Origin of the sequence: Streptomyces sp. NBC_01216 (assembly GCF_035994945.1) — a bacterium.
GTDB lineage: Bacteria > Actinomycetota > Actinomycetes > Streptomycetales > Streptomycetaceae > Streptomyces.
Genome location: NZ_CP108677.1, coordinates 3,983,399 through 3,998,288, shown reverse-complemented (window position 1 = coordinate 3,998,288; position 14,890 = coordinate 3,983,399). Strand labels below are relative to the sequence as shown.

Below are 14,890 nucleotides of genomic sequence, written 5' to 3'. Positions count from 1 at the left end.
CTCGTCCCGAGCCTACGCCGACGCTCCAAGATCTGGACAGCGTGTCCGTATGGCGGACGTGCTGTTCAGCTTTCGGTCATCCGTCCGGGCCCTCATCGGTCCCCGGACGGATGGCCGAGGGGCCGGCCGGAGCGGTCAGGTCTCCGTGAGGTACCGCTGCAGTGTCGGGGCGACCATGGCCACGATCTCCTCAGGGTCGGCCGAGGCGAGGGGTTCGACCTGGAGGACGTAGCGCATCACCGCGATGCCGACCATGTGCGAGGCGGCGAGCTCAGCCCGGAACTTCGGGTTCGGCACGTCGAGGTCGGCCGCCACCCGCTCCAGCACGCGGCGCAGGACGAAGCCGCGCAGGACCCTGGCCGCCGCCTCGTGGGTCAGCGCGGAACGGATGACGGCGACGAGCGGAGCCCGGGTCCTCGGGTTCTCCCAGACGTCGATGAAGTAGCGGGCCAGCCGCTCCCCGATGCCGTCGGTGCCCTGGCCCAGGACGGACGCGACGACCGTCGCCGGTTCCATGGAGACCTCGATCGCCGCGGCGAAGACCTCGTCCTTGGTGCCGAAGTAGTGGTGGACGAGCGCCGCGTCCACCCCGGCCGCCTTCGCGATGCCGCGGACCGAGGTCCTGTCGTAGCCCTTGTCGGCGAACTGCGCGCGGGCCGCCTCCAGGATGCGCTCCCGGGCCCCCGGGCCGCTCTCCTCGTCGGCACGGGAGGGCCGGCCGCGCCTGCGCGGAGCCGGGCCGGTCATCGGCGGGGCACCCGGGTCGGGCGGGCGGGCGCCGACGCGAGGTGCAGCCGGGTGAAGGCGAGGGCCTCCGCCAGATCGGCCTCGCGCTCCGCCGCGGACATCGCACGACGGGTGTTGACCTCGATGACCACGTGGCCGTCGAAGCCGCCGGCCGCCAGACGTTCCAGCAGTTGGGCACAGGGCTGGGTGCCGCGGCCCGGGACGAGGTGCTCGTCCTTGGCGGACCCCCGCCCGTCCGCGAGATGGACGTGCCCGAGGCGGTCGCCCATGCGGTCGATCATCGACAGGGCGTCGGTGCGCGCGGTCGCGGTGTGCGAGAGATCGATCGTGAAGTGGCGGTAGTCGTCCTTGGTGACGTCCCACTCGGGGGCGTACGCGAGCACCTCGCGGTCCTTGTACCGCCACGGATACATGTTCTCGACGGCGAACCGGACGTCCGTCTCGTGGGCCATCCGCCAGATACCCGAGACGAAGTCCCGCGCGTACTGGCGCTGCCACCGGAACGGGGGGTGCACGACGACGGTGGAGGCTCCGAGCTTCTCGGCCGCGGCGCGCGCCCGCTGGAGCTTGGTCCACGGGTCGGTGGACCAGACCCGCTGGGTGATGAGGAGGCAGGGCGCGTGAACGGCGAGGACCGGGACGCCGTGGTAGTCCGAGAGCCGGCGCAGGGCCTCGACGTCCTGGCTGACGGGGTCGGTCCACACCATGACCTCGACGCCGTCGTAGCCGAGGCGCGCGGCGATCTCGAAGGCCGTCGCCGTCGACTCCGGATAGACCGAGGCGGTCGACAGGGCGACCTTCGCATCCGGGACGCGCACCACTGGTTCTGCCACGAAGGACAGCGTACGGGGCGTGCCGGGGCGTGCGGAGGTGGTTCCCGTCACTGCCGGGCACACCGGGCATGGGCGGAGGCCGGTCGGCCCGGCCCGGCCGGCGTGGTGCGGCCCGCGCCGTCTCCGGGCCCGGCCGGCGGCGCCGTGCCTCGCCGGGTGTGGTGCCGCGCGGCGGGCGCGGTCTACTCCTCCGGAAGGTGGTCCAGGCGGCGCAGGATGACACCCTCGCGCAGCGCCCAGGGACAGATCTCCAGGCGGTCGACGCCGAACAGGTCCATCGCGCCCTCGGCCACGAGCGCGCCCGCGAGGAGCTGCGGCGCGCGGCCCTCCGAGACGCCGGGAAGCCCGGCCCGCTGCTCGGCCGTCATCCCGGCGAGTTTCGGCACCCACTCCTCCAAGGACCTCCGGGTCAGGTTCCGCTGGACGTAGAGGCCGTCCCCGGAGCCGGGCGAGCCGGCCAGCCGGGCCAGCTGTTTGAACGTCTTGGAGGTGGCCACCACGTGGTCCGGCTTGCCGAAGCGACTGAACTCGCCCACGGTGCGGGCGATCTGGGCCCGCACGTGACGGCGCAGCGCCCGTACGTCCGCCGGGTCGGCCGGATCGCCGGGCAGCCAGCCGGCGGTGAGCCGCCCCGCGCCCAGCGGCAGCGAGACCGCCGCGTCCGGCTCCTCGTCGATGCCGTACGCGATCTCCAGCGAACCGCCGCCGATGTCGAGGAGCAGCAGCTTGCCGGCCGACCAGCCGAACCAGCGGCGGGCCGCGAGGAAGGTGAGGCGGGCCTCCTCCTCGCCGGTGAGGACCTGGAGGTCGATCCCGGTGCGTTCCTTGACGCGGGCCAGGACCGCGTCGGCGTTGGTCGCCTCGCGTACCGCGGAGGTCGCGAACGGAAGCACCTCCTCGCACCCCTTGTCCTCGGCGGCCTGGAGACCGTCGCCGACCGTGGCGATGAGCCGCTCGACGCCGGCGGCGGCGATGGCGCCCCGCTCGTCGAGCAGCTCGGCGAGCCGCAGCTCCGCCTTGTGGGAGTGGGCGGGCAGCGGACGGGCGCCGGGGTGGGCGTCCACCACCAGCAGGTGCACTGTGTTCGAACCGACGTCGAGGACTCCGAGTCTCATGGGCGGAACGCTACTGCGCCCGCGCGCATACGCTTGTCCTGTGCCAAAGACGAAAAAGGCGAAGCCGGGCAAAGACAGTGGCGGCCCCGGCGCCACGCACGCCCCGGAGGCTCCCCGGAAGACCGGGAGGCGGGGACGGGGCTCCGAGCCGGACGAGAAGGGCCTGGACTTCCCACGCGCCTGGGTCGAGTTCCCGGACCCGGCGGACGACGAGCAGGTCTACCGCTGCGACCTGACCTGGCTCACCTCGCGCTGGACCTGTGTCTTCGGCAGCGGCTGCCAGGGCATCCAGGCGGGCCGGGCCGACGACGGCTGCTGCACGCTGGGGGCCCATTTCTCCGACGAGGACGACGAGAAGCGGGTCGCCTCGTTCGTGGACCGGCTCACACCCGAACTGTGGCAGTTCCACGAGGTCGGGACGGCGACGGGCTGGACCCAGCTCGACGAGGACGGCGACCGCCAGACCCGGCGCTGGGAGGGCTCCTGCATCTTCCAGAACCGTCCGGGCTTCGCGGGCGGCGCGGGCTGCTCCCTGCACATCCTGGCCCTCAAGGAGGGCCGGGAGCCGCTGGAGACGAAGCCCGACGTCTGCTGGCAGCTCCCGGTCCGGCGCACGTACGACTGGATCGACCGGCCGGACGACACTCGGGTCCTCCAGGTGTCGATCGGCGAGTACGACCGGCGCGGCTGGGGGCCGGGCGGCCACGACCTGCACTGGTGGTGCACCTCGGCGACCTCGGCGCACGGAGCCGGGGAGCCGGTGTACGTCACGTACCGGCCCGAGCTCACGGAGATGATGGGCAAGGAGGCGTACGACGTCCTGGCGGGGCTGTGCGAGGCCCGGCTCGCGGCGCAGCTTCCGCTGGTGGCACCGCACCCCGCGGACCCGGCGTGACGCCCGCCCGGGGCTGACGGTCCGGGCGGCGCGGCATGCGTCACCGGACCGCACGGGCCGTCGCCGCGCCGGCCCCCCGGCTCCCGGCGGCGTGTCTCAGAGGCCCACCCGACGGGCTCTCAGGCTCAGCTCACGGCCGGGACTCGTCCGGGGTGTCCGGGTCGGCCGACGAGGTGGGCTCGCCGCTCGGCGACGGCTCCTCGGTGACCGGGGGCGGACTCGTCGGGTCCGTGGTCGGCGACGGTTCCTCCGTCGCCGGAGGGGGCTCCTCGGTGGCCGGGGGCGGACTCGTCGGGTCCGTGGTCGGCGCGGGCTCCTCGGTCGCCGGAGGCGCGGTCCGCGTGCCGTGGCCGGTGATCCGCAGCATGGCTCCCGAGGGCTTCACGCCGACCCGGGCGGACCAGGCGCCCGCGGGTTCGCGCGTGTGGTCGACGGCGATCCGGACGGTCACGGACTCCCCGGGCGCCAGCGTGCCGGAGGCGCGGCTCACGAAGAGCCAGGGGGCGTCCGTCCACAGCGACCACGTGGCGGGCGAGCCGCCGGAGTTGGTGAGGGTGAGCAGGGTGGTGGTGCCGTCGCCCCGCGCGGTGACGGCGAGCCTGCCCGGTCCCGGCTGCCCCGGCCGGCTCGGCTCCGTCCCCTCGCCTGCACTGACCAGCTCGACCGAGACGTCCGGGGACCCGCCGCCGGTGGAGCGCGCGTCCGGGGTGGTGCGGGCGTTCCCGGCGCTCTCGTAGTGGTCGTCCGGTGCGCCGTCCACACCGGTCGACGCCGCCTCCGCCTCGCGCGCCGTGGCCGGGGTGCCGGCCACCGCCTCCCCCTCGGGGGTGCCGCGGTACGAGGCCCACAGCGCGAGGACCGGGGCGGCCACCACGGCGGCCACGACGGTGGTGGTCACCGCGCGGGCGCGCATCCGGTCCCGCCGGGCCGCGTGGTCCTTGGGGTCCATCGGGAATCCGGTCGCGCCGAACCGCGGCGCGGTGGCCCGCGTGCGGGGCGCGTGCAGCATGGCGACGTGGACCGCCGCCCGGGGCGCCTCGACCAGCGGGAGGCGGGCCGGGGAGGCGACGGGCGTGCCCGGCCAGGGGCCGCCGGCGCCGGCCCGCTCGGCGGCCCGCCGGCACAGGGGGCAGTCGTCGACGTGCCGGACGAGCTCGGCGCGCAGGGTCGCGGAGAGCCGCACCTGGTGGTCGCCGGTGAGCCGGGCGACCGTGGGGCAGGCTCCGGTCTCGACGACGGCGAGGGCGGCCCGGGTCCGCTCGACCTCGCAGGCCGCGGAGGACAGCAGCTCCCGTGCGGCGAGCTGATCGAGCGAGAGCACGGCGGCGACCTCGCGGGGGCCGAGACCGTGGCGGACGGCGAGCTCCAGCGCCTCGCGCTGCTCGGGTGTGGTGCCGGCTGCCTCGGGCCAGGCGAGCCGTGCCAGTTCGGCGCGGTGTTCCTCGGCGGTCTCCTCGGAGACCCGGGGCGGCGTCTCGGCGGGACGGCCGGTGTGCGCGCCGTGCCGTTTGTGCCGGCGTTCGTCGAGGCTGCGCAGACAGGCCCAGCGGGCCAGCGCGTAGAGCCAGGTCCGGCGTCCCGCCTCGTCGTCCGGGCAGCGGCCCCGGTGGCGTTCGGCGAGGGCGAGGACGTCGCCGAGGACGGCGGCGGCGGTGTCGTGGTCGCAGAGCACGGAGAGGCAGTAGGTGAACAGACCGTCCAGATGAGCCTCGTGACGGGCGGGCGGGTGGTGGCTGAGGGTGTGCCCGGAGCGGGCGCCGGAGCCCGCGGCGTGGGACGGCGCGCGGCGATGCGCCCGGTGTGCGCCGGTGGTGCGGGTCGAGGGATCCAGCCTGCTGCTCGTCACGGACCGACCGTAGGCAGGGCGGGCACGCCTCCCCGCGCCGCTTGAACAGTTTTAACCCTTACGGGTGAACGTATCCCTCAAAAGGGGACACGAGTATGTCAATCCGACGGGTGCGGCGGGCCCTGAGCCCGGCTCGGACCGCGTTGTCGGTGGGGCCCGCTACGGTTCGGTGCATGGCTGCCCGTACGAGATCCGCCAAGGACAGGCCGTCCTACCGCTGCACCGAGTGCGGCTGGACGACCGCCAAATGGCTCGGCCGTTGCCCCGAGTGCCAGGCATGGGGGACGGTCGAGGAGTACGGCGCGCCCGCCGTCCGCACGACAGCCGCCGGCCGCGTGTCCACCGCCGCCCTCCCCATCGCCCAGGTCGACGGACGGCAGGCCACCGCGCGTTCCACGGGCGTCGACGAGCTGGACCGTGTCCTCGGGGGCGGCCTGGTACCCGGCGCGGTCGTGCTGCTCGCCGGGGAGCCGGGGGTCGGCAAGTCCACCCTGCTCCTGGACGTGGCCGCGAAGGCCGCGTCCGACGAACACCGCACCCTGTACGTCACCGGCGAGGAGTCCGCGAGCCAGGTCCGGCTGCGCGCCGACCGGATCAACGCGCTGAGCGACCATCTGTACCTGGCGGCCGAGACCGACCTGTCGGCCGTGCTCGGCCATCTCGACGCGGTCAAACCCTCGCTGCTGATCATGGACTCGGTACAGACGGTGGCCTCCCCCGAGATCGACGGGGCCCCGGGCGGCATGGCCCAGGTCCGCGAGGTCGCGGGCGCGCTGATCCGGGCCTCCAAGGAGCGGGGCATGTCCACGCTGCTGGTGGGCCACGTCACCAAGGACGGCGCCATCGCCGGGCCCCGGCTCCTGGAGCACCTGGTCGACGTGGTGCTGAGCTTCGAGGGCGACCGGCACGCCCGCCTGCGCCTGGTCCGCGGCGTGAAGAACCGCTACGGGGCGACGGACGAGGTCGGCTGCTTCGAACTGCACGACGAGGGGATCACGGGCCTGACCGACCCCTCGGGCCTGTTCCTGACCCGGCGGGACGTGGCCGTGCCCGGCACCTGCCTGACCGTGACGCTGGAGGGCCGCCGGCCGCTCGTGGCCGAGGTGCAGGCTCTCACGGTCGACTCCCAGATCCCCTCGCCCCGCCGCACGACCTCGGGCCTGGAGACCTCCCGGGTGTCGATGATGCTGGCCGTGCTGGAGCAGCGCGGCCGGATCAGCGCGCTCGGCAAGCGCGACATCTACAGCGCCACGGTGGGCGGCGTGAAGCTCTCCGAGCCGGCCGCCGACCTGGCCGTCGCCCTCGCCCTGGCCTCCGCGGCCAGCGACGTCCCGCTGCCGAAGAACCTCGTCGCGATCGGCGAGGTCGGGCTGGCGGGCGAGATCCGCCGGGTCACCGGCGTCCAGCGCCGGCTCGCCGAGGCCCACCGCCTCGGATTCACCCACGCCCTGGTCCCGGCCGACCCCGGAAAGGTCCCGGCGGGCATGAAGGTGACGGAGGTGGCGGACGTGGGGGAGGCGCTTCGGGTGCTGCCGCGGAGCCGCCGGACCCCGGCCGCGAAGGAAGCCGAGGGGTAGCGGAGAGGCGACGCCGGTACAAAGCGGTGTCAACACCCCGGGGACGGTGGTCACGACGAGGCACCGAGGGTTCATAACGGGGTGAAACGGGCGGGTGGGGGTTCCCGGCACGCCAGGCCGGGGCCGCGGGGCGACGTTGCCCGTCACCGGTGCGCGAACTCGGCACGGGCCGGTGTCGCTAGACTTTGCCCTGGTCTCGCCCAACCGTACGAGCCAGAGGAGTGCAGTGGCAGCCAAGGACGGGGCAGCAGCTCCCGGAAAGTCCGGCGCGGGCTCCGGCAACGAAGCGCTCATGCGCGCGTCACTCAGCGCCGTCGCCCCCGGCACCGCCCTGCGCGACGGTCTTGAGCGGATCCTCCGGGGCAACACCGGCGGGCTGCTCGTCCTCGGCATGGACAAGACGGTGGAATCCATGTGCACCGGCGGTTTCGTGCTGGACGTCGAGTTCACCGCGACCCGGTTGCGCGAGCTGTGCAAGCTCGACGGCGCGCTCATCCTCGACAAGGACATCACCAAGATCCTGCGGGCCGGTGTGCAGCTGGTCCCGGACGCGTCCATCCCGACCGAGGAGACCGGCACCCGGCACCGCACGGCGGACCGCGTCTCCCGGCAGTGCAACTTCCCGGTCGTCTCGGTCTCGCAGTCCATGCGCCTGATCGCCCTCTACGTCAACGGCGAGCGCCGGGTCCTGGAGGAGTCGGCCGCGATCCTCTCGCGCGCCAACCAGGCCCTCGCGACGCTGGAGCGGTACAAGCTCCGCCTGGACGAGGTCGCGGGCACCCTCTCCGCCCTGGAGATCGAGGACCTGGTGACCGTGCGGGACGTCACCGCGGTCGCCCAGCGCCTGGAGATGGTCCGCAGGATCGCCACCGAGATCGCCGAGTACGTGGTCGAACTCGGCACCGACGGCCGTCTCCTCTCCCTCCAGCTCGACGAGCTGATCGCGGGCGTCGAGCCCGAGCGCGAGCTGGTCATCCGCGACTACGTGCCGGAGCCGACCGCCAAGCGCTCGCGCACGGTGAGTGAGGCGCTGACCGAACTGGACGCGCTCAGCCACGCCGAGCTGCTCGAACTCGCCATCGTGGCGCGGGCGCTGGGCTACAGCGGCTCCCCCGAGACGCTCGACTCCGCCGTCTCGCCACGCGGCTACCGGCTGCTGGCCAAGGTCCCGCGACTGCCGGGAGCCATCATCGAACGGCTCGTGGAGCACTTCGGCGGGCTCCAGAAGCTGCTGGCGGCCAGCGTCGACGACCTGCAGACCGTCGACGGCGTCGGCGAGGCCCGGGCCCGCAGCGTCCGTGAGGGCCTCTCCCGGCTCGCCGAGTCCTCGATCCTGGAGCGGTACGTCTGACCTCCGGTCCGGTCTCCGGACGGCCGGGCGCGGGCACGCGGAAGGGGCGGTGCGGGAGTCCCGTACCGCCCCTTCCGTGCGCCCGCGACGTCCGGCCCCCGCCGGCGCGTCAGTCCTTCGCCAGCGTGAAGGAGGCCGGGGACACCTTGGTCCCGGGCAGCGTCGCCTCGGCCAGGTACGTACCCGGGTCCACCGGCCCCGCGGGAGTGGCGGCGCACTGCGGCGCGCTCCGGGCGCGGTCCCAGGCGACGGCGTGGGTGATCGAGGTGCGCGCCGGGACGCGGAGCAGGACGGGGTCGCCCGGTCGCGGGCAGTCCCGCGAGGACCAGACCGCGTCCCCCTCTTCGTCGCTGATCTTCAGTACCGCGCTCCGGGGTCCGAAATCGGCCTTGCAGTCGGTGGCCGAGGCGTTCCTGACGACGAGCCGGAAGCCGGGCTTCTCTCCTGGCCCGTAGGACAGCTTGGTGCTCTTGAGCGTCAACTGGAGTGCTCCCGGAGCGCAGTTCGGAAGCGGGGAATCGGCCGGGACCCGCTGTCCCGCGGGGGCGCCGGCACCCCCGTCGGCGCCCCCGCCGTCCGTGTCGCCGTTCTTGCCGCCGTTCTTGCCGCCGCCCCCTGTCGCGGCGCCGTCGCCGGTACCGCCGTCGGTACCGCCCCCGGAGGCTCCGCCGGTACCGCCGCCGGAGTCGCCCGACTCGTCGCGTCCGCCCGGCTGTTCACTGATCGCCGTACCGGAGCCAGACGGTCCGGGTGTGATGGAGGGCGCCGGGGAAGCCCCGTTGACGCCGTCGTCCGGCTTCTTCCCGCCGCCGCCACCGGAGGTGACGGCCCACAGACCGAGCAAGGCGAGCAGGACGATGAGGCACAACGCGACCGCCCTCCGTCGCCAGTAGATGGAGGAGGGAAGCGGCCCGACCGGATTGCGCAGTGATCCCACGCCACGAACCTTACGAGAGATCGGCGCCGACTCCCGCCCTACCCGCCGCCCCAGGCGCCAAGTTTTGCCGATGATCACACCCTGAGCCCGGGGTTGGGCACTCCGCGGTGCCGGCCGGGCGCCGTCGGGACCCCCTCTCCCTTCCCCCGGGGACGCCGGGGGCCGGACTCCGGTTAGCGTCTCTCCTCATGAACAACCTTGCCGATCTCTCGGGCGACCTCTATCGCGACGTCACGGACTTCGCCCACTCCACACCCCACTGGTTCCAGCAGCTCGCAGAGGTGTGGACCGAGGCCGGACTGCTGCTCTTCGGCGTGCTGTTCCTCGCCGGCTGGTGGCGTGCCAGGACGATGACGAGCGGGGCGATGGCCCTCGCGCTGCTCGCCCCGCTCGCGACCGCCTTCGGCTATGTGGTGAGCGAGTCGCTCAAGTCGCTGGTGGACGAGGAGCGGCCATGCCGGGCGGTGGCCGGCGCGGCCTCCTCGCTCGTGCCCTGCCCGCCCCACGGCGACTGGTCCTTCCCCAGCAACCACTCGGCGATCGCGGGCGCCGCGGCCGTCGCCCTCGCCCTGTCCTGGCACGGGATGGCCCGGCTGACCGTGCCGATGGCACTCCTCATGGCCTTCTCCCGGGTCTTCGTCGGCGTCCACTACCCACACGACGTGACGGTCGGACTGCTGCTCGGCGGGGCGGTCGCCTACCTGGTCGTCAGGGCGGCGACGCGCCCCGTCCGGGCACTGGTGGACACGGCCCGCTCCAGCGACAACGGCGCGGCACAGTGGTGCGCGGGGCGCGGCCCGCGCCAGCACGCCTCCGCGCGCCCCGAGGGCGTGCGCCACGGCGCACGCTGAACGTGCCAGGATCAAGAACGCCATGACTTCCATCGATGCCTCCTCGCCGCCCCCCGTCTCCTCCGACGGCCCCGCCGCTGTGCCCGCCCCGGCGCCCGACGAACTGCACGGGCCCGTCCTCGCGTGGTTCGACCGGCACGCCCGTGACCTGCCCTGGCGCCGCCCCGAGGCGGGCGCGTGGGGCGTGATGGTCAGCGAGTTCATGCTCCAGCAGACGCCGGTGGTCCGGGTGCTGCCGGTGTACGAGCAGTGGCTCGCGCGCTGGCCCCGCCCGGCAGACCTGGCCGCCGAGGCTCCGGGCGAGGCGGTCCGCGCCTGGGGCAGGCTCGGCTATCCCCGGCGCGCGCTGCGCCTGCACGGGGCGGCCGTGGCCATAACGGAACGGCACGGCGGCGACGTACCCAGCGAGCACGGACAGCTCCTGGCGCTGCCCGGGATCGGGGAGTACACGGCGGCGGCGGTGGCCTCGTTCGCGTACGGGCAGCGGCACGCGGTCCTGGACACCAACGTCCGCCGGGTCTTCGCACGGGCCGCGGCCGGCGTCCAGTACCCGCCGAACGCGACCACGGCGGCCGAGCGGCGGCTGGCGCGTGAACTGCTGCCGCTGGACGAGACGCGGGCGGCACGCTGGGCGGCGGCCTCCATGGAGCTGGGCGCCCTCGTGTGCACGGCGAAGAACGAGGACTGCGGCCGGTGCCCGATCGCGGCGCGGTGCGTCTGGCGGCTGTCGGGAAAGCCGGCGCACGACGGCCCGCCGCGGCGCGGCCAGAGCTACGCGGGCACCGACCGCCAGGTCCGCGGGAAGCTGCTGGCGGTCCTGCGGGAGTCGTCCGAAGCGGTCCCTCGGGCGGCCCTGGACGCGGTCTGGCACGACCCGGTGCAGCGGGCCCGTGCCCTGGACGGTCTGGTCGCCGACGGACTGGTCGAGCCGCTGGACGACGCCCACTACCGCCTGCCACTGGCCTGAGGGCCTGCCGGGGCCTTCGACCGACAGGCTCTGCCTCTCGGGTGGCCTTCGGCCGGTCGGAGGTCATCCGAGAGGCCCTGAACGCCCGCCGGTCCTGCCGGCCGTTACACAACCGATGGACAGCCGTGCGTCCGCCGACGGCCGCCGCGCACAGCCTCGTGACAACCGCTCCGTAGCGTCCTCGACGTACACGGAAGCAGTGCTGGTCACGGGGATCGGAGGCGGTTGGCGATGGCGCACGGCGAGGTGCTCGACTTCGAGGAGTACGTCCGCACCAGGCAGGACGCGCTGCTGCGCAGTGCCCGACGGCTGGTGCCCGACCCGGTCGACGCCCAGGACCTGCTCCAGACCGCGCTCGCCCGCACCTACGGCCGCTGGGACGGGATCGCCGACAAGTCGCTCGCCGACGCCTACCTGCGCCGCGTCATGATCAACACGCGTACGGAGTGGTGGCGGGCCCGCAAGCTCGACGAGGTGCCCACCGAGCAGCTGCCCGACGCGAGCGTCGACGACGCCACCGAGCAGCACGCCGACCGGGCGCTCCTCATGGACATCCTCAAGGTCCTCGCGCCCAAGCAGCGCAGTGTCGTCGTCCTGCGCCACTGGGAGCAGATGAGCACGGAGGAGACCGCGGCGGCGCTCGGTATGTCGACGGGTACGGTGAAGAGCACGCTCCACCGCGCACTGGCCCGACTGCGTCAGGAACTGGAGAGCCGCGGCGTCGACCAGGGCGCGCGTGCCGAGGAGCGTCCGACCGGACGACGCGACGAACGGGGGCGGGACCGGTGCGCGGCCTAGGTGCCAGACAGGGTGATGACGACGACGGGTCCGGCGACGGCCCGTCGTACGGGTTCCACGGGGCGGCGAGCACCTCGGCACTGGCCGGGCTCGTCGCCGTCGGGCTGTTCGTGACCTCGTGCTCGACCGGCGGCACGGGCTCCCGCGACGAGGGCGCCGCGCGCGCGGACGAGGTGTCCTCGGCGGCTCCGGCCGCCTCACCGTCGGCCTCCGCCGGGCAGCGGCCCGCCGAGCGGGTCGACCCGATCGCGCTCCTGAAGGCCGACCCGACGATCGGCGACCGGCTGAAGGACGACCTGAAGCCCTGCGTGGCGGACGCCTACCCGGTGGACACCTCCTACGGGAACCTCACCGGCGGCAGCTCGCCCGATGTCGTGGTCAACGTGATGACCTGCGGTGACGCCGTCGGCATCGGGACGTACGTGTACCGCGAGGAGGACAAGGCGTACAAGAACGTCTTCATGGCCGAGGACGCCGCCGTCTACGCCACAATCGACCGGGGGGACCTGATCGTGACCAAGCAGGTGTACGCCGAGGGCGACCCGGTGGCGTACCCCTCGGGCGAGGACGTGATCACGTACCGCTGGGCGGGGAACAAGTTCACCCAGCACGACTGGGTGCACAACGACTACAGCCACGTGGTCGGTGAGGGCGGCATCGACGGTGTCGCCCCCGCCCCCGCCGGCTGACGCCGGGGCGATACGGAACCCGGCACCGGTGGACGCGACGCCGACAGGGGTGCCGGTACCGTCCGCCGCAGGGGAAGAACGGAAAGGGCGCCCGATGGCCGAGACCCATGTGCTGTTCGTCGAGGACGACGACGTCATCCGCGAAGCCACCCAGCTCGCGCTGGAACGCGACGGCTTCGCGGTCACCGCCATGCCCGACGGGCTCTCCGGTCTGGACGCCTTCCGGGCCGACCGGCCGGACATCGCGCTGCTCGACGTGATGCTGCCGGGCATGGACGGTGTCAGCCTGTGCCGCCGCATCCGCGACGAGTCGAACGTTCCGGTGATCATGCTGTCGGCGCGCGCCGACAGCATCGACGTCGTCCTGGGTCTGGAGGCCGGTGCGGACGACTACGTCACCAAGCCCTTCGACGGGTCCGTACTGGTCGCCCGGATCCGCGCGGTGCTGCGCCGCTTCGGACACGCCGGCGGCCCGGCCGGCGGGGAGGCGGGGCGTGCCGAGGAGCCGGTGGGCGGGGTGCTGGTCTTCGGCGGGCTGGAGGTGGACACCGAGGGGATGGAGGTCCGCAGGGACGGTGCTCCGGTGGCGCTGACCCCGACGGAGATGCGCCTGCTGCTGGAGTTCTCCTCCGCGCCGGGCACCGTCCTGTCGCGGGACAAGCTGCTGGAGCGGGTCTGGGACTACGGCTGGGGCGGTGATACCCGGGTCGTGGACGTCCATGTGCAGCGGCTGCGCGCCAAGATCGGCCAGGACCGGATCGAGACGGTCCGCGGCTTCGGTTACAAGCTCAAGGGATGACCCGGGGGATGAACGGATGAGGCGACTCCCCCTGCGCACGGGCGTCCGCTGGAAGATCTCGGTCGCGATCGCGTCGGTCGGCGCGCTCGTCGCGGTGGCTCTCAGCCTGGTGGTCCACAACTCCGCGCGCGTCTCGATGCTGGACAACGCGCGCGAGGTCCAGATGGAACGGCTGCTCTTCGCCCAGCGGCTCTACGAGGGTTCCAAGCCCAAGGAGCCGCGCTTCGGCACCAAGATCAACGACCCGGCGCTGCCGCGCGAGCTGGACCAGCTCATGCGGGACCAGCGGCGCGGCACGTACGTGCAGGAGCACGGCCACGGCGGACCGCCCGACGTCTGGGCGGCCGTGCCGCTGGCCAACGGGGACGTGCTCTCGCTGCACCTGCCCTTCGCCGACCGCAGCGCGGCGATCATGAAGGATCTCGACCGTGCCCTGATCATCGGCTCGGTGTCCGTGGTCTTCGGCGGCTGCGCGCTCGGCGTGCTCATCGGCGGTCAGCTCTCGCGCCGGCTGCGCAAGGCCGCGGCGGCGGCCGGGAAGGTGGCGCAGGGCAATACGGACGTCCGGGTCCGGGAGGCGATCGGCGGGGTCGTCCGCGACGAGACCGACGAGCTGGCCCGCGCCGTGGACGGTCTCACCGACGCCCTGAACGAACGGATCGAGGCCGAGCGCCGGGTCACGGCGGACATCGCGCACGAGCTGCGGACCCCGGTGACGGGCTTGCTGACGGCGGCCGAACTGCTGCCGCCGGGACGTCCGACGGAGCTCGTACGGGACCGGGCGCAGGCCATGCGCACGCTGGTCGAGGACGTACTGGAGGTGGCCCGGCTGGACAGTGCCTCGGAACGGGCCGAGCTGCAGGAGATCGCGCTCGGCGAGTTCGTCGAGCGCCGCGTGCGGTCGCTCGACCCGGACGTGGCCGTCCGGGTCGTCCACGAGTCCTGGGTGAACACCGACCCGCGCCGGCTGGAGAGGATCCTGGGCAATCTGCTGGCGAACGCCGCCAAGCACGGGGGGACGCCGGTCGAGGTGACGGTCGAGGGCCGGGTCGTGCGGATACGCGACCATGGACCGGGCTTTCCCGAGGCGCTGCTGCGCGAGGGCCCGAGCCGCTTCCGTACCGGGGCGAGCGACCGCGCCGGCCAGGGGCACGGGCTGGGCCTGACGATCGCGGCGGGCCAGGCGCGGGTCCTCGGCGCCCGGCTGACCTTTCGCAACGCCGCGCCCTCCGGGGCGCCCTCGGAGATGCCGGGCGGCGCGGTCGCGGTGCTCTGGCTCCCGGACCACGCGCCGACGAACACCGGCAGCTTCCCGATGATCAAATTGCCGGACTGAGGGGACCGGGCGGTCGGCCGGACAGCCGAGGCGTCCGGGCACGGCGCGGGGGTCCCGCCGGCGGCGGATCGGCGTGCGTGACGCGCGCGGCCCGGCAGGTGCCGAAGGCCCCCGGAAGACACCGCGGCGGGCGTTTCCCGGGGGCCTTC

14 protein-coding genes are annotated in these 14,890 nt (G+C 73.8%); 9 read left to right on the top strand and 5 right to left on the bottom strand.

What is annotated here, in order from left to right; all coding sequences use genetic code 11:
• Positions 1 to 135: 135 nt before the first annotated feature.
• The 3 genes from OG393_RS17640 to OG393_RS17630 form a co-directional block, all read right to left on the bottom strand.
• Positions 136 to 747 (bottom strand): TetR/AcrR family transcriptional regulator, encoded by a 612-nt coding sequence (locus OG393_RS17640; RefSeq protein ID WP_327375617.1) that lies wholly within the window; start codon positions 745 to 747, stop codon positions 136 to 138.
• On the bottom strand, positions 744 to 1,580 hold the full coding sequence (locus OG393_RS17635) for a sugar phosphate isomerase/epimerase family protein (RefSeq protein WP_327375616.1): 837 nt from the start codon (positions 1,578 to 1,580) through the stop codon (positions 744 to 746). The genes OG393_RS17640 and OG393_RS17635 overlap by 4 nt, the downstream gene beginning before the upstream one ends.
• 182 nt (positions 1,581 to 1,762) lie before the next feature.
• A complete protein-coding gene (locus tag OG393_RS17630) occupies positions 1,763 to 2,695 on the bottom strand; it encodes a Ppx/GppA phosphatase family protein (RefSeq protein ID WP_327375615.1) in 933 nt (310 codons plus the stop codon).
• A gap of 40 nt (positions 2,696 to 2,735) precedes the next feature.
• Here OG393_RS17630 and OG393_RS17625 point away from each other — a divergent pair, with 40 nt between their 5' ends.
• Positions 2,736 to 3,590 (top strand): hypothetical protein, encoded by an 855-nt coding sequence (locus OG393_RS17625; protein WP_327375614.1) that lies wholly within the window; start codon positions 2,736 to 2,738, stop codon positions 3,588 to 3,590.
• A 130-nt stretch (positions 3,591 to 3,720) separates the two neighbouring features.
• On the opposite strand, the gene OG393_RS17620 is transcribed toward OG393_RS17625, so the two are convergent.
• Positions 3,721 to 5,436 (bottom strand): BACON domain-containing protein, encoded by a 1,716-nt coding sequence (locus OG393_RS17620; RefSeq protein WP_327375613.1) that lies wholly within the window; start codon positions 5,434 to 5,436, stop codon positions 3,721 to 3,723.
• 173 nt (positions 5,437 to 5,609) lie between these two features.
• Here OG393_RS17620 and radA point away from each other — a divergent pair, with 173 nt between their 5' ends.
• Positions 5,610 to 7,013 carry a DNA repair protein RadA gene (gene radA, locus OG393_RS17615; protein WP_327375612.1) on the top strand — a complete coding sequence of 468 codons (1,404 nt, stop codon included), beginning with the start codon at positions 5,610 to 5,612 and terminating at the stop codon, positions 7,011 to 7,013.
• Positions 7,014 to 7,239: 226 nt separating this feature from the next.
• A complete protein-coding gene (gene disA / locus OG393_RS17610; protein WP_327375611.1) occupies positions 7,240 to 8,364 on the top strand; it encodes a DNA integrity scanning diadenylate cyclase DisA in 1,125 nt (374 codons plus the stop codon).
• A 109-nt stretch (positions 8,365 to 8,473) separates the two neighbouring features.
• On the opposite strand, the gene OG393_RS17605 is transcribed toward disA, so the two are convergent.
• The gene (locus tag OG393_RS17605; RefSeq protein ID WP_327375610.1) at positions 8,474 to 9,301 is read right to left on the bottom strand and encodes a hypothetical protein; all 828 of its coding nucleotides are present in this window, start codon (positions 9,299 to 9,301) and stop codon (positions 8,474 to 8,476) included.
• A gap of 188 nt (positions 9,302 to 9,489) precedes the next feature.
• Between OG393_RS17605 and OG393_RS17600 the strand changes: the two genes are divergently transcribed.
• The 6 genes from OG393_RS17600 (at position 9,490) to cseC (ending at position 14,741) form a co-directional block, all read left to right on the top strand.
• Positions 9,490 to 10,152 (top strand): phosphatase PAP2 family protein, encoded by a 663-nt coding sequence (locus tag OG393_RS17600; RefSeq protein WP_327375609.1) that lies wholly within the window; start codon positions 9,490 to 9,492, stop codon positions 10,150 to 10,152.
• 22 nt (positions 10,153 to 10,174) lie between these two features.
• A complete protein-coding gene (locus OG393_RS17595) occupies positions 10,175 to 11,119 on the top strand; it encodes an A/G-specific adenine glycosylase (protein ID WP_327375608.1) in 945 nt (314 codons plus the stop codon).
• A gap of 231 nt (positions 11,120 to 11,350) precedes the next feature.
• Positions 11,351 to 11,917 (top strand): SigE family RNA polymerase sigma factor, encoded by a 567-nt coding sequence (locus OG393_RS17590; RefSeq protein WP_327375607.1) that lies wholly within the window; start codon positions 11,351 to 11,353, stop codon positions 11,915 to 11,917.
• Complete coding sequence (locus OG393_RS17585; protein ID WP_442817321.1) at positions 11,905 to 12,606, top strand: hypothetical protein; 702 nt, start codon at positions 11,905 to 11,907, stop codon at positions 12,604 to 12,606. Before OG393_RS17590 ends, OG393_RS17585 begins: the two co-directional genes overlap by 13 nt.
• Before the next feature lie 94 nt (positions 12,607 to 12,700).
• Positions 12,701 to 13,405: a two-component system response regulator CseB gene (gene cseB, locus OG393_RS17580; RefSeq protein ID WP_327375606.1), complete on the top strand. Its 705-nt coding sequence runs from the start codon at positions 12,701 to 12,703 to the stop codon at positions 13,403 to 13,405.
• A 16-nt stretch (positions 13,406 to 13,421) separates the two neighbouring features.
• Positions 13,422 to 14,741, top strand: coding sequence for a two-component system sensor histidine kinase CseC (gene cseC / locus OG393_RS17575; RefSeq protein WP_327375605.1), 1,320 nt, complete (start codon positions 13,422 to 13,424; stop codon positions 14,739 to 14,741).
• Positions 14,742 to 14,890 lie beyond the last annotated feature (149 nt).

Coding starts and splice junctions, on each gene's coding strand:
- OG393_RS17630 (WP_327375615.1), bottom strand. CDS start 2,695: ATGAGACTCGGAGTCCTCGACGTCGGTTCGAACACAGTGCACCTGCTG.
- radA (WP_327375612.1), top strand. CDS start 5,610: ATGGCTGCCCGTACGAGATCCGCCAAGGACAGGCCGTCCTACCGCTGC.
- OG393_RS17590 (WP_327375607.1), top strand. CDS start 11,351: ATGGCGCACGGCGAGGTGCTCGACTTCGAGGAGTACGTCCGCACCAGG.
- OG393_RS17640 (WP_327375617.1), bottom strand. CDS start 747: ATGACCGGCCCGGCTCCGCGCAGGCGCGGCCGGCCCTCCCGTGCCGAC.
- cseB (WP_327375606.1), top strand. CDS start 12,701: ATGGCCGAGACCCATGTGCTGTTCGTCGAGGACGACGACGTCATCCGC.
- OG393_RS17595 (WP_327375608.1), top strand. CDS start 10,175: ATGACTTCCATCGATGCCTCCTCGCCGCCCCCCGTCTCCTCCGACGGC.
- cseC (WP_327375605.1), top strand. CDS start 13,422: ATGAGGCGACTCCCCCTGCGCACGGGCGTCCGCTGGAAGATCTCGGTC.
- OG393_RS17600 (WP_327375609.1), top strand. CDS start 9,490: ATGAACAACCTTGCCGATCTCTCGGGCGACCTCTATCGCGACGTCACG.